This is a genomic window from Paenibacillus jiangxiensis (genome assembly GCF_046098255.1).
Classification (GTDB): Bacteria; Bacillota; Bacilli; order Paenibacillales; family Paenibacillaceae; genus Paenibacillus; species Paenibacillus jiagnxiensis.
This window is the reverse complement of sequence record NZ_JBJURI010000027.1, coordinates 42,724-56,974: the sequence shown is the minus strand read 5'-3', so window position 1 is coordinate 56,974 and position 14,251 is coordinate 42,724. Positions and strand designations below refer to the sequence as shown.

Genomic DNA, 14,251 nt, shown 5'->3' with positions numbered 1-14,251 from the left:
CTGTTTTTCTGGAGGACGGGATGTGGTAGATGGTGGGGGACGTGGTTTGTGTGCGCTCGAATGAAAATGTTTTTCACGTTCTGAACTTTTCAGACACTGAAAAGTTCAGAACGGTGTGAAGTATGTTGTTACTGTGCGTGTGGTTAGATAGTTTTTCTTGTTCTGGACTAAAGGAGGCTTAGCGGGATGGAGGGCCCTCACAGGTGGAGTTCTCCCAAAGGATGGTGTACGTGGTGGTGTTCTGCTGGGATGGTGGGGTGAGACTACAACGGCTGCGTGAGTGAGTTGTATCTGGGTTTGAGATAGGCTGGTCACGCTGAAATGGCTGTACGGGGAAATTAGAGAGGCGGACCTCGTACACTGTAGCGATATTGATGTGTGGTAGCTTCTGGAGCTGGATTGGTTGGATGTCTCATTTGTCTTCGACTCTGGAAGCACTTTAACGGGTTGGTTTATCGCTGGCTGGCCGATTTTGAGGGGAATTCGTGTGGTGGGCTGGCTTGACAACTGGACATTGTGGCCAGTCAGCGGTGAGTGTTTGTCCCGAACCAGTCATGGTTGCTCACGGACCGCGATGTGTGTGGCTGTCTCGCATTGATGGCTTACGGGACGGGTTTTGTGTGCACTTCGTTATATTGTTACGCAGCTCGCTTCCTGGTGATGTAAGAGCCATTAACAGGAACGTTTGGTTCCTGGGGAAGCGGTTTCGGATGAGAGATGCGCGTTACCGGGAAGGATGTCTCAGTTATTTTGGAGCGTGTTTTATTGTGTCTTGTTTCGGTGGGCTGCGATGATGACGCCGGGGAGGCAAACCAGAAGTTCTCCACGAGGCACATCCGGGACCTTGCTGGTGGAAGACGCAGGTGACGCCATTGAGCAGGAGCTGCTACAGGTCGAACAGGTTCGCGATTGATCTGTACAGAAGCAACCTTAACGGACGGGTGGGCAAGGGAACGGTCTTGGCTGCCACGGTGAGGCTTCCATCGCTCTACGAATTCGGCAATTAGGGCAAGCCCCAATCCTAGACCCGAGAACCGACCGTGAAGGAGTCAAGTGGATCGGACTCTGTAAGTCCCCCCGTTTCGTACGAGCTGCTAACGTTACCAAGCACTCTGGCTCCGGATCGTCCGGAGGCCAGCCGCGGCACAACAACCTGGGTCCTAGCTGTTCAGCAGAGAGCAATACTGCCACAGACAGAACTTGATTGAGCAAGAGAACCTGTTACACCGGCAAGTCATTATTGTATCATTTAGTATCTTTAAGTAACTTATAGATACTAAATGATGCTTATCAAATACTCACTGTTAAGTGGCGCCCTTCGTCAGCCACAATGTGGAATATGGTTTCTGCGCTGTTGTGCCGACGGTCCAGACTGATAAGAGGATTCGGTTATAGGAAACGGAGCCTTTTTTGGAGAGATAGAACGGTATACATTCTTTGGTGTAAAAACGCCAAAGCGAAAAAACATCTTGTCTGTCATTCTACCATATCTTATAATCCGTTTAGGAGGTGGGATATAGTGCCAAATGCCCGTTTGTTTAACAATGAAGGGCCTGAAGACTCAGAAAATAGTTTAAAAAAAATCACGACTTACTTACCGAGGGAGGATCTAAGAACTATCCGAGAGTTTACAAGTGATGGATCCAAACAAGCGGAGCACTTCCGGATTGCTATTCGAGAATATTGTCGTCGTGAAAAAATGAAACGAAAAAAATTTTGATGGAGGTTATTTGAAAGATGAAGGTCTATCGAAAAATGCTATATTCTTTGAGCTTATTGACCATGGCATTGTTATCACCAGCGAAGCAAGTAGACGCTGCTACTGACGGTTCTCCTGGTTCTGGTGCAGATGCTGGTTCTCTTCCATCCGGATTAAGTGGGTTTCAGTCGATAGCTGATGATGCCTATGATTTTCTTATGTGGGTGATTTGGTTTGGGGGGCCGATTTTCTTTTTGATTGCATTATTTCGCCATATAAAATCAAACGATCCTGGAGATAAAAAACAGGCAAAGCAATGGATGAGAGGGATTGCTATTGGTACAATCGGTGCCCAAATTGTTCTTTGGCTGCTCCATGAATATTTGGCTCCGAAATTTGGTGGTTAGAAGATTATGCAATATCAGTATAAAAATCGCATATACAAAGTTTTTACTGTCCTGCCATTGTTACTGGGTGGTCTGTACTTCTTATTTCCGGACAAAACATATGCTCTTGGTTTGGGAGACATCCTGGTGGAGATGGTTGTCACCCCGCTGAGGGAAGGGACGCAAGATCTGATCACGAATGGTTTGGCGGGAGTGGCTAGATTTATATCCGGACCAACATCTTTTCATGATTTACCTTTTGTTTACAATACAATGGCTTACGCAAAGTATATTGCTTTATCTTTACTGACGCTGAATGTACTTAAAGAAATTATTAAGTCCATGATCGATGAGGGGTATGGGCAGGGAGGGAAACCGATGGATCTCCTTGCTGGACAAGCAATAAAGAGTGTAGCTATGATTTACCTCTCGCAATGGATTTTGGAAGATGTGTTAATTGCCGCTAATAATGCTTTGCTTCCCGTGGTATCAAAGATAGATGGCAACACGTTGGCTTTCACCGAAGGGGAAAGTGCGAGGCTTGCTGGAGATGTCGTCCACGGGATTCTGGCCTCTATTGATAGCATTGGAATATTAATCATGAGACTTGTGTTTCTTGTGATATTAGGAATTGGTTTCATTATTTTGGCTATCACAGGTGGCATTCGTATGGCTCAACTAGCTTTTTTAATGGTTATCGGGCCGTTCCTTGCAGTGTCATTGGTTGACAAAGGGGAATCCTTTAACACGTGGGTACGGGAATCAGTTGCAGTTGTCTTTACTCAATTGTTACAAGTTTGGCTACTAGGGTACCTAATATATACCCTGAATAGGGCTAGTTTCTGGGATATGATGACGGCTATCGGTATCTTAGTACTCATGATTGGAGGGCCAACTGTCATCAAGCCGTATATCCATAGCACGGGTGCCGGTGGTGCTGTAATCGGCGCCGGTCGAACTGTTGCCTACCAGTTGATGATTAAGGGAGCAGTGAGACGATGAGCGAATCACAACATGAGTACAAAATTCCCCGTAATGTGAAAGCCCGTTTCGAATTATTTGGATTGACCGGACCGAGGTTTCTAATCTGGCTGCCGTTTTTAGCGGTTGCCTTTATTGTCTTTAAGCTTATTTCCGGTCCGCCTTCCATCGTTATTCCACTCGTGCTAGCTGGTCTTAGTTATTGGTGTATAACCTATGAAATTGAGGGAGAAACCGTGCTTGAAACTATTCAGAATCGGATAAAGGATTCCTTTACACCGAGGATACATCTGTGGGAGGAAAATAATCATGTTCGGTTTTACGAAGAGGAAAAGTAAGGAAAATGCATCCAAAGATTCTGTTCAGGCCGTCATGCCCTATAAAAAAATCGAAGAATTCATGAAGCTAAAAGATGGATTCTACCGTGCTTGCCTGAAGATCACCCCGATCAACCAGGATAACCTGATGGATGAAGAGCTGCGGGACATTGTAGAGCAGCTGCAGGAGATTATGAACTCGGAGCCAGGGACTCTGCAGATCAAAGTTTCGTCAGAGCCCATGAACATGGATAAATACCAGGAGTATATTGATGAGACTGCAGATGCTTCCAACAACGCATATTTCCTGGAGCGTATTCAGAACTATAAGGAGTATGCCCAGCAGCGAAAGAAGAACAGTAAAAACCAGAAACGCTTCTACATTGTTCTGAAAAGTAACAATAACGATCCTGAGCTGGCCAAAGAAGAGCTTAAGAACAAAATCTCAATCATCCAAGAAAAGCTTGCTACCAAGGATATGAAAGCGATACAGCTCAATGAAAATGCGTTTAAGGATCTGCTGTACCGGAAAATGAATCCGAACACATCGCAGGAACAGCCATTTGAAGAATCCATGCTGGATCATGATATTCTGCCTGCCTATATCCATTACAAGCCAGATCAGAATTATACTGAAGTGGACGGCATGTATTACCGGTATTTTGTCATCACGTACTACCCTGCCAGCATGAAAAAAGCAGGTTGGTTCAAAAATATCATCAATTCTAAAGGAAACGTGGAGCTGGACATTTTTGCGGTTCCTGGGGACCCATCGGATATTGAAAAAGGAATCTCCAACTCCATTGGCAACCTGGAAGCCCGCTTGGAGGAGGCATTGCCGGCATATCGCCGTTCGAAATACAATCGGGAGAAACGGAGCCAGGAAGAGCTCCTTGAAGAAATTCAGGATAACGCTTCTTTTGAGGTGACTGTAATGGTCACCATTTATGAAAAAAGTTTGGATGAGCTGGAGCGGGCCACGAAGCGGATCATTTCGCAAATACGTTCAAACCGTATGCGATCGAAAACCTTGAATCATCGGTATCTTGATCCGTATTTCTTGGCGCTGCCGCTTTGCTATAACAGCTCGCTTCTGAAAAAATTTTACTGGCTGCTGCATAGCCGGATTATAGCGTCCATAATGCCGTTTGACGCAAGCGAGATCACCTCTCAGACCGGTGTTATCTGGGGCTACAACCCTGATAATGAGTCATTTATCATTATCGATCGTTATGATCGGCAAAAGAATAATAACGGTAACGGGGTTACTTTTGGCGGGTCGGGCTCTGGTAAAACCTACATGATTGAAACCGAACTGGACCGTAATATTATCATGAACGTTGTTGACCGCGCAGTGGTCGTTGATCCGGAGCGAGAATATCGTTTTCCGTATGGCAATCGTATTAATTTTGAAGTCGGTGGTAAGGATTGCACCAATCCATTTCATTTTAGATCCACAATTCTGGATGAGGATGATGACAATAAGGACGGCATCTCTCATGCCGGACGATACATGCTCCGAAAAACTTCTGACCTGGTATCGTGGATGCGCTGGATCCATCCGGAAATGAGTCCTGAAGAAGCTTCGCTAACCAGCCGCGTTGTTCGTCAATCGTTTAAGGATCATAGACTTTTGGAAACCATGGAGGATCTGCCAGGCGGATATGAGCCTCCAACGCTTTCAACATTTGAGCGTTTCGCAAAGAAAGAACCTAAATTGGAGACCCTCTTGAACATTTTAGATCCGTATATACACGGTGAATATAAGAGTCTCTTTAATGGACAAACGACCTGGGATCTGAATAACAAACTTACGGTCCTGGATATTTATAATCTGCAGGAGGAAGTGCGGCGACCGATCTATGATCTGATATTCAAAGACGTTTGGTCAGATTTTAAGCGCGACCGGAATGAACGTACAGGCCTCTATGCCGATGAAGCTCACACCTTGGTGAACAAACGAGAGATTCAAACGCTTGTCAATATCGTGAATTTCTATAAACGATTCCGTAAATACAACTCTTATATTGAAATCATCACTCAAAATATTGATGATATCTTATCTGTTGGACAAGAATATGCCGCTCAGATTCTGGCCAATAGTAGCTTTAAGAGATATTTGTACATGAAGAAGAACGATATCGAGGCGTTGCAAAAGATTGAAAACCTCAGCGAGAAGGAACTGTCTGTTATCAGAAAGCGGACGAGCCGCGGCCGGGGCGTTATTATTGCTGAGGATCAAAGGGCATTTATCCAGTCAGAGGCCAGCTTGGATCAATTGGCATTTATTGATCCTAAAACATATCAAGAAATCATGGCCACGGACAATGATGACGATTTTGAAGGTGAAACCGCGTGAAGCTCTGGCTCATAAAACAGGGCGCAGCCTTCCTGGCGAAACATTGGAAGAAAATTCTGCTTATCTGCGCAGGGTTGATCCTCCTCTTGGTTGCTGGAGTCGGCTTTTTATTTACATCGATGGTTGGAGGCGTAATTACGCCTTTAACCTTTGGTGGAGCTCAGGATCGCAATCTTTATGAAAGTTATGTCAATGTCGAGGAAATGGAAGGTGTAGACTGGCCCGACATGGCTGCTTATGACGCCTTGATGACCAACGGCACATTTACAGGCGTAGACGAAGAGAAAATCCTGACTATCACAGCTAAGAAATTTATTTATTATGTGGTAGTTTGCGAAAAGGGCGGCGGTTGCCATAAGGAAAAAAGGTTTTATACCCTTGAAGAAGTCCTTCAGCAAGAGGGTGTAGAAGAAAAAGATATTGAATATGCTGAATGGATTAAACAGAACATCACAGATTTTCTCCCGGACGCCCCTCCGGTGCCTGGTACACCGGCTGACGGATCTGGAACACCAGGAGCTCCAGATACTCCTGATTCACCGGGTACAACGCCAGGTACAGGTCCTGATGATGAAGAGTACGTGCCGATTGATCCGGAGATTATTGAGAACAACGTATTCATATGGCCGGTCCCTAGTGCTGCACGGATCAGTTCTCCATACGGGTACCGTATTCATCCAGTAACCGGTAAGCGGAAGCTGCATGCGGGACTGGATATCTCGAACCGTAAATCAGGAAGCACTGTAATAGCATCTTCAGACGGAGTAGTATACCAAGTACGCAGCGCTTCCGATGGGAATTACTGTGGTAACTGGATCAAGCTGAAGCATGATGATGGGTACACTACACGGTATTGTCATTTAAGTCGTGTATTTGTGAGTCCCGGAGATAAAGTTAAGGCCGGAAGAAAGATAGGAGCGATCGGGGCGACCGGCCGAGTGACTGGCCCCCATTTGCACTTTGAAATTGGCTTCAATGGGGCAACGGTCGATCCGATGCCATACATTGAAAAGACGCGGCCATAGGGGCGATAGGAGGTTCATAGGTATGAGATTTATCAAACCAATAGCGTACTTGGCCGCCTTTGCCTTGGCTATCTGCCTTGGCGAGGTCCTTACCTCATTGCATATTGGTGAGCGTATCACATCACTGACAGCAAAAGAACAACCGGGAGAGACGCCTCCGGAAACTTATATCAATGCGGACGATTTTAATTTAAATCGTCCCGGTGAGGAAACGGATACTGTAATGGATTCTGAAGAGGTTGTCCTGGATCCACAGGAGACGGTATGGAATTTCCTTGGTTTTGCGAAATCCAATCAATATGATCTGCTTGTCAGCTTCTTTGATCCGGATGTTATGAGTGATTATTTCTACAAGGATTACAACACGATTTCTGATTATAATAACAAACTAAGAACCTTTGGAGACGCCCTTACACGTTCCGGCAAGCTCTCCTCCTTCCACCTGCAGGACGAATCAGCAAAAGGCGAGAACGAGATCAAACTATATCTTCTGCTTATCTATAGGGACGCCGTTGAAATCCCTCTCACCGTTACATTGAGCTCCAATAAGGATGAGCATGGCCATGAAGAATACATGATTGTAACGCCCGTTGAGGATATCCTGCAACAAATTCATGAGTAAATTAAAGGCAGCGATCCTCACGGAGACGCTGCCTTTAATTGTCAAGCCCATAGGCTTCAACTAATCGTGCATCCAAATGTTCCAGTTCATAATAAGCTATGAATTTTTCCCGTTTCACGCTGTCCTCTTCTTTACGGAAGAGACCAGTCTTAATCATTCTTTCAGAAGCCGGTAGTTTCCCCCACTCTTCCAATGCTTCAATCCTGAGAGTGGTCCGGACCCGATTCAGAGTAATTCTGTCTGTGATTTCTTTTTGGCGAGATTCGAGGGCTCGTACAGTGTTGGCTTCAGTAATTTCTTTAACCTTTTGGGTAAACCTATCCTCTTGCAGTTGCAGCACGTATTCGAGTTCCTGGCGCATCATGGTGGCCACTTGATTAACCAGTTCTGTAGACAGCTCTGCCCCTTCCTTAAAATCTTCTGGGAAAGGTCGGAGTTCAATGTCGGACTCTTTTGGCAACTGTGCGAATATTGCTTCCAGGGACCATTTTTCACTCCGTTTAGATTTGATGTATACACCGATCTTTAAGTCCATCTCGTCATACACTCGTTTTCCATCTTGTAATCTGGAGACATAGTGTACTCTATTTTTTTCAAGACTATTAAACCATCCATTCACGGTCGTATAGTGGCCTTCCAACAAATTGGAGAACTCTGTTAATTGCCAAACGTTATCGTCTATCACAGTGGTACTCCCTTCACGAATGGTATTGGTGAGAATCATGGCTAGTCCTAGCGTATGAGAATAGTCTATGAAAAGGCTCAAGATTAGTTGTTATCGATAATACCTTGACCAGTTATACACCAAAAGTCAATGACTAGACCACATACTTTGGGGCTATTTTTATCTAGGCTTAACGGTCCTATTCTTTGAATAGCTCCTATTCTATCAGTAGCCAATATAGACTAGCCTTTCACTATTTTAAAATCTATTACTCATTGATAATGAGTTGATACATTGAATAGACAAATAACTAGTAATAGTTGATAAATGAGCCACGTAAAGCCTTGTGTTTAAAGGATTTATAGTCGATGCATAGTATATAGTCGATGAGTAATCGATAATTGGTTGATACAATGTTTGTGATTTTTTGAATTCTTATAATGGCAAGGGCTCGCCCGAGCATCAAGATGTGTATGAGCTGATGCTACCGGCACTAAGGCGGCCAAAGACGCCGCCTAAATGCCGGTACGCACCGCTGCGGGGTTACCAAGAGCCGACTGTGGAGGATTCGGGGAAGGCGTGGCCGTATCTATGTCCGCTCCGCGTTGCTGCGCTGCTATCATGCGCCATGAGGGAAGAGCAGAACCATGATTCCGCTGGCGTTGCATCATCGTGCCTGCAGCGGAATCAAAGAAGAGGAGATCTATTGATAGAACAAGGCAAATAGTGGTATACTATTTTTAGTATCATTATGATACTAAAAGATACATAATGATGCAAAAAGATACACAATTCTACAAATCCTTATAAACCAGAAGGGAGGAGGCAGGCATGTCTGATAATCTTGGGTTAATCAGTATTGACGAGATATGCAGGAAAATCATGAAAGGCACCGTCTTGGATATTTACTACCTTATCCAGGAGCATGAGTACGTTTTCAAAAGTGAAATAATGCGTCGATTTGTAGAGTTTGACGGGGATCCTGATGCAAAGGAAAATAAGTACCGTTTTCTGGTCCAGGAAGGGATCGCAAAGCTAGAGGGAGCTCTTTTTGTTGATTCTCTCAGGTCAGGCCAAAAAGATTGCTATTACTTAACACCGTATGGGTTGCAGGCACGTGATATTGTGGCTGAGCTCATAGAGAGAACACCGGCAATACTTTTTGATAGCAAAATTACTAAAGCCATTATGGAACAGGGGGAAATAGTTAATGGAACAGGTGAAAATTGACGGTGTATGGCCGTTGGAAGGGTTTGTTACCCAGAAGAATGCTGGTGTTGGATTGAAGATGGGGGTCATTGGTTTAGGGCAGGGGGGGTCCAAGATTGCGGATGCCTTTGCTGGAATAAAAAATCCCCGAAATAACCAGCAAGTCTATCCTTGTATGGCGGTTAACTCCAACTTGGGAGATATGAGTAGCCTGCGAAATATACCGAATCGCTTGCGCTTTCCACTAAAGGGGTATGAGCAGGGTGTGGGTAAAAATCCTGAAATTGGGCGACAAGCATTTGAGGAAAATGGTGAAGAAATCTTCGAGGCCATCGGGGAATTGATGACTGGATGTGAACTCATACTTGTAATTAATTCTATGGGTGGAGGTACCGGCACTGGCTCGGTAAATCTTCTGGTCGATGCTATTGCCGATTTCCTTGGTATTCCTGCTGGGAGTATTACAACACTTCCCCTACCAAATGAGGTAGAAAGCATAAACGCATATAACGCCATGGCCGAGCTGGTTCCTAAGCTCTCAGAATTACGGATAGATGAAGAGAACAGGGAGTATCGGGTGCTGGAATCCCTTATTGTGCTGGATAATGAAAAAATCGTTAGAGAGCATATCGAGGATCCAGAGGTCAAAGGCCTAACGTGGGATTTTTACTCTAATTATAAGGTTGCGAGCATCTTGCACGAATGGAGTGTCCTTACCACGCTGGAGAGCCAATTAACAGTGGATGCTGCAGATCTCATGAATCACATTCTTCGCGCCGGTGGAGTGATCACGTTTGCAAAGAAAAAGATCAATCTGGAGCAAGTCACCAATGACGATGATCTGTTAGACGAAATCATCAGTACGTATAAAGGCAAGAATGTTTTGGCCAATGGCTTTGACTACGCCAATGATATGCGCAGCATGGCTTTGGTCGTAGTTATGCCGAAAAAATGGACTCATCGCTTGAATCAAGATACCCTGGAGCGGATTCGAACCAAGATGAAAGGCGAGCTGCCAGATATCAACTTCTACCCTGGGTCAGTAACACATAACAGCGATAAACACGCGATCGTTTATACGATGGCCAATATGGCTGGTCTTCCAGAAAGGGCAAAACACCTGCGTGAAGAGGCAGAGCAACTAAAGCAATTACGAGAGGAAAGAGAACGGAGAGCATCCGGCTTCAATATGGGCCAAAAGCTAGAGACATCCTCCCGCCCTGCATCAAGACGAGGGCCAGCCGGTGCCGGCGCTAATCCTTTTGCGAAACAGACTGCTGCAGCATCGGAGAGCCAATCCCCTGCGCGGACTCCCTTAAAACCATACAACCCATTTGGAAAAAATAAATAACTCAATTGGACGGTTAAGCCGTCCTTTTTTCTATTCTTCAGTTCTTAACCAGAGAGTGAGGGGGCTTCTGACAGGTGCTGACCTAGCAACTGCCGGACACGCAGCTCGACCAACCCTGGGACGAACACCCGGGAACTTGCCCGGCGTGAGCACAGCCATCACCAGGCGAGTTCATCCTGAAATTGCGAAACGTCGTGGTGAGGTTGGCTGCGATGCACGGTCACACTGTTCAGTATGAGACCACCGGATTGCGGAGCTCGATGAACCATCTCAGCCCAGGCGAAGAGCCCGTCCGCGTCACGCATGCTCGTGCTGGTACCCTCAGCTTTGTCCTGAAGCAGGCTGATGTTGTCGTTCAGCTTGATGCACGACGCGATCGTGTGCACGGTCAAGTGGACGAGGTATGGAAGGTCTCCGGTGCTCACCTCGATGAAAACGTATGCCCAGGTAATTGGGACACGAGACGCTCTGAAATGCACCAGTACCTCAGCACGGTTGCCGCCGTTTCGCAAACGATCCGGGCGTCGTGCCGACGCCGCTGTGGAGACCGGATCGGTCACGATCCCTGTTATTGTCGGCGTGCACGAGAAGTTTGCTCCTATTTGCTTGTATCATGACCAAACACGGCTAGGATCTGCTACAAGGCAAGCGAGTACCAGTCCCAGCGGCCTCGCTGTGTCTCCAGCATTGACACAACCGAGCGGTCCCTGCGGCACGCTGTGCAAGTGGCAACGGCGGATGCTGATGCAACCCCGCCTCAGCGAAGCACTGCTCGCCCCCCATGGGGAGCGAGCAACCGTCGCCGGCCTCAGACATCCCATAGCGGAGAGGCGGACGCTGCCTTGTCTGAACGAGACAGCTGATTCTGAGTTGTTGGAGGAGCGCACATGCCCCAGGCGGGAACAAAGCGTGCGTGTAAGTGAGACAGGGTGGTGTAACGGAGCACGGCCATGGTCCATCTGCGCTTCTTTTGGTCATGATTCTTTCAGAAGGAGAACTAGTCTTCTGAAACAGTGTGAAAGTGTATCGTTATGTACCTAATAGTAACTTTATGATACGTTACGATACATTTTTTTTAGGTTCCCGAATGATAGTAAATTGCGTGGTATGAGCGCAAATCGGTGAAAATTAAGAATTATATCATTCGTATCTATATGTATCTTAATGATACCAAAAGCTACTTAATGATACAGATGAATATTATGCGCTGGGTTTTCTGCTACGAGAACGAGAAACCATTCCTTTCGTGAATAGAAATTTGGGCTTCAGTTATCACTACTCCCAGTGATTGAACATGTTCGTATTGGCTTAAACCGAGGATCAGATCGAGCCGATGCTACGTTAACTGCTCTTTCCGTTCGTATCCATCATGAGCTTTAGATTCTTGGCCAATGCCTCTGCTTCATCGAATGTTTGAGTTTCAAAATACTTTTCGAACATAGCTCCAACTTGTATTAAGCGTCTTGTCCTGGCTTTGCGTTCTTGTTGCGATACTTGAGATTTTATTTTTTGCTGCCGTGCTTTGAGTTGCTTCACTTTCTCATCTATTTCGTGAAGCCTTTCCTCTGGCGATTTCCGCTTCTGTGTACCCACTTATTTCCCTCCTTTTGTTCTGACGTAGTATATCATACCTAGAAGTTTCGTAGGAAAAAAGTACTTAACACGTTTGGGGGATTGTGGTATTATGGTCCCACGGACATGAGCGTAGCGATATGTTCGGAGGGCGCACTTATACATTGCTTCGCAATTTGTGCGGCAAAGGTTTCACCTTTGCGTTCCGAAAGGCATTCGAATTGAGATTTCCAAAATGCGCGTTCGCTATTTTGGAATCTCTCAAATCGACGAATCAAAGTTTCACTATGATTCGAAAACCAAAAGGCATTTCAGTGCATACGATTTTGCAAATAGTTGAAACTGCGCTGACGCATTTTCATTTTGCAAATCGCCGATTCGCAGATCATTTATTCAGCGAATCGAAAATCATTTTGGTTCAAATTGCATAGGGAAAGGAGGAATTGTGCTGGCGATTTATCACTTATCGGCGCAGGTTATTTCACGTTCCGATGGTCGTTCCGCCGTAGCTGCGGCTGCTTATCGGGCTGGCGAGAAGCTGTTCGACGAACGATTGGGGCAAATACATAACTTTGAACGTAAACGGGTGGCTGCACGTCACATCATGGCACCTGCTGATGCGCCGGAGTGGGTTTATAATCGCCAAACACTATGGAATGCAGTGGAAGCTTCTGAGAAGCGTAAGGATGCTCAGGTATGTCGAGAGATCGAGATATCTCTTCCTGTAGAGCTTAGTCATGAGCAACAAGAGTTGTTGATCAAAGGATTTTGCCAAGAGCAGTTTGTGGATCGTGGGATGATAGCTGATCTGGGTGTTCATTTAAATGATCCTGGCAACCCGCATGTACATATCATGCTCACCACTCGGGAAATCACTCCGGAGGGGTTCGGCAAGAAAAAACGGGAATGGAATGATCGTGCTCTTTTGCAAGATTGGCGGGAACAGTGGAGCGCTCACGCGAACCGAGCCCTTGAGCGTGCCGGGATCGATGAACGAATAGATCACCGGAGCTTTATCGACCAGGGGATCACCGATCGGTTGCCAACCATTCACGAAGGGCCAATTGCTCGGGTTATTGAGCAAAGAGGCGGAGTTACGGATCGTGGCGAGATTAATCGACGGATACGGGAGCATAATGCCCAAGTGCTTTATCTCGAAAAATACCGTCGCGAAAAGGATAGCCTTCAGCGTAAAATGCTGCTACATCCGGAAGAACGCCGTTCCGTCTCCGATGCTGAACAAGTTATCCAGCAGCCGGCCGAATGGCAGACAATACAGCGGAGTCTCGAACAGTTGAAGCAACAGCTTGGCCAACTTGAAGACCAAGAAGGTCAGTTGCGCGCCAATCTGAAGCCTTTTGATATGGGCGATATGTACTTTAAAAACATTGAACAATGGGAGCAGAGTCTTCAGGAGACAGGTTCTTTTAAACGGCTTTTTAATAAGCAGGAACGAGACAGTCACAGCTTCTTGCAGCAGCGTATTGTTGATACGAAAAATAAGCTCCATGAGCTAGGGTTCAAGGATCGTGACAAGTTTGAGGCGCGTAAAGCTAAAGTTGTTTCCTATACGCAGTCACAGCTCCAGGAGATTACGAACGCTAGGAGAAGGTTGCTTGCGGAACGCGATGTGCTGCTTGAGTCTCAAAATATACTAAAACGAGCTGATATGGATAGTGTCAGGTCCCTTTATCCTGAATGGCCAGGTGCTGCTCATCTGAGTCCAGATGAGGCTAGGGCTATATTAGATCTCAATGAGAGATACGGTAGGGTCATGCAGCCGACTGAAATTGATCAGGCATATCACCAAGCAAGATCCAGGACAAATAATCATATTGAATCGCCTGTATTCCAGGACCAAGGGAAAAGCCGAAGTCCTTCTGAAGTGGCAGGCGCTCATAAAGACCATCATATGGACCCTGCATTTGGCTTCTTGAAAGAAGCTTTCCATGCAGTTGATCGAGCTAATAAAGCAGCTCAGAGACATGATGCTGAAAAGGAATGGCAAAACAAGAAGCGGAATCGCGATCGAGGAAGGTATGGAAGGTAATTCCCTTCGTCCACTA

General features: G+C 46.0%; 14 protein-coding genes. 11 read left to right on the top strand and 3 right to left on the bottom strand.

Features of this window, described 5'->3' with window-relative positions; genetic code table 11:
- Positions 1-736: 736 nt before the first annotated feature.
- The 8 genes from ACI1P2_RS23140 to ACI1P2_RS23105 all read left to right on the top strand — a co-directional run bounded on the left by ACI1P2_RS23140 (position 737) and on the right by ACI1P2_RS23105 (position 7,389).
- Positions 737-913: a hypothetical protein gene (locus ACI1P2_RS23140; protein ID WP_355323123.1), complete on the top strand. Its 177-nt coding sequence runs from the start codon at positions 737-739 to the stop codon at positions 911-913.
- A 606-nt stretch (positions 914-1,519) separates the two neighbouring features.
- Positions 1,520-1,720, top strand: a complete 201-nt coding sequence (locus tag ACI1P2_RS23135; RefSeq protein WP_355323121.1) for a hypothetical protein — start codon at positions 1,520-1,522, stop codon at positions 1,718-1,720.
- A gap of 17 nt (positions 1,721-1,737) precedes the next feature.
- Positions 1,738-2,106, top strand: a complete 369-nt coding sequence (locus ACI1P2_RS23130) for a hypothetical protein (protein ID WP_355323119.1) — start codon at positions 1,738-1,740, stop codon at positions 2,104-2,106.
- A 6-nt stretch (positions 2,107-2,112) separates the two neighbouring features.
- Positions 2,113-3,087, top strand: a complete 975-nt coding sequence (locus ACI1P2_RS23125; protein ID WP_355323117.1) for a conjugal transfer protein TrbL family protein — start codon at positions 2,113-2,115, stop codon at positions 3,085-3,087.
- Positions 3,084-3,404 carry a hypothetical protein gene (locus tag ACI1P2_RS23120; protein WP_355323115.1) on the top strand — a complete coding sequence of 107 codons (321 nt, stop codon included), beginning with the start codon at positions 3,084-3,086 and terminating at the stop codon, positions 3,402-3,404. The genes ACI1P2_RS23125 and ACI1P2_RS23120 overlap by 4 nt, the downstream gene beginning before the upstream one ends.
- Entirely contained in the window at positions 3,376-5,742 is a 2,367-nt protein-coding gene (locus ACI1P2_RS23115; protein ID WP_355323113.1) for a VirB4 family type IV secretion system protein, read from the top strand. Before ACI1P2_RS23120 ends, ACI1P2_RS23115 begins: the two co-directional genes overlap by 29 nt.
- Positions 5,739-6,767, top strand: a complete 1,029-nt coding sequence (locus tag ACI1P2_RS23110) for a M23 family metallopeptidase (protein ID WP_355323111.1) — start codon at positions 5,739-5,741, stop codon at positions 6,765-6,767. The genes ACI1P2_RS23115 and ACI1P2_RS23110 overlap by 4 nt, the downstream gene beginning before the upstream one ends.
- Before the next feature lie 22 nt (positions 6,768-6,789).
- Positions 6,790-7,389 carry a hypothetical protein gene (locus tag ACI1P2_RS23105; RefSeq protein WP_355323109.1) on the top strand — a complete coding sequence of 200 codons (600 nt, stop codon included), beginning with the start codon at positions 6,790-6,792 and terminating at the stop codon, positions 7,387-7,389.
- A 34-nt stretch (positions 7,390-7,423) separates the two neighbouring features.
- Here the strand turns inward: ACI1P2_RS23105 and ACI1P2_RS23100 are convergent, their stop codons facing one another.
- Positions 7,424-8,074 carry a hypothetical protein gene (locus tag ACI1P2_RS23100; RefSeq protein ID WP_355323107.1) on the bottom strand — a complete coding sequence of 217 codons (651 nt, stop codon included), beginning with the start codon at positions 8,072-8,074 and terminating at the stop codon, positions 7,424-7,426.
- An 810-nt stretch (positions 8,075-8,884) separates the two neighbouring features.
- Between ACI1P2_RS23100 and ACI1P2_RS23095 the strand changes: the two genes are divergently transcribed.
- Both ACI1P2_RS23095 and ACI1P2_RS23090 read left to right on the top strand, forming a co-directional pair.
- Positions 8,885-9,283, top strand: coding sequence for a hypothetical protein (locus ACI1P2_RS23095; RefSeq protein ID WP_355323105.1), 399 nt, complete (start codon positions 8,885-8,887; stop codon positions 9,281-9,283).
- Positions 9,264-10,613, top strand: coding sequence for an FtsZ/tubulin family protein (locus ACI1P2_RS23090; RefSeq protein ID WP_355323103.1), 1,350 nt, complete (start codon positions 9,264-9,266; stop codon positions 10,611-10,613). The genes ACI1P2_RS23095 and ACI1P2_RS23090 overlap by 20 nt, the downstream gene beginning before the upstream one ends.
- Before the next feature lie 158 nt (positions 10,614-10,771).
- On the opposite strand, the gene ACI1P2_RS23085 is transcribed toward ACI1P2_RS23090, so the two are convergent.
- On the bottom strand, positions 10,772-11,173 hold the full coding sequence (locus ACI1P2_RS23085) for a hypothetical protein (protein ID WP_355323101.1): 402 nt from the start codon (positions 11,171-11,173) through the stop codon (positions 10,772-10,774).
- Between the two features lie 781 nt (positions 11,174-11,954).
- A complete protein-coding gene (locus ACI1P2_RS23080; protein WP_355323099.1) occupies positions 11,955-12,206 on the bottom strand; it encodes a hypothetical protein in 252 nt (83 codons plus the stop codon).
- 424 nt (positions 12,207-12,630) lie between these two features.
- On the opposite strand from ACI1P2_RS23080, the gene mobQ reads away from it, so the two are divergent.
- The gene (gene mobQ, locus ACI1P2_RS23075; protein WP_355323097.1) at positions 12,631-14,235 is read left to right on the top strand and encodes a MobQ family relaxase; all 1,605 of its coding nucleotides are present in this window, start codon (positions 12,631-12,633) and stop codon (positions 14,233-14,235) included.
- Positions 14,236-14,251 lie beyond the last annotated feature (16 nt).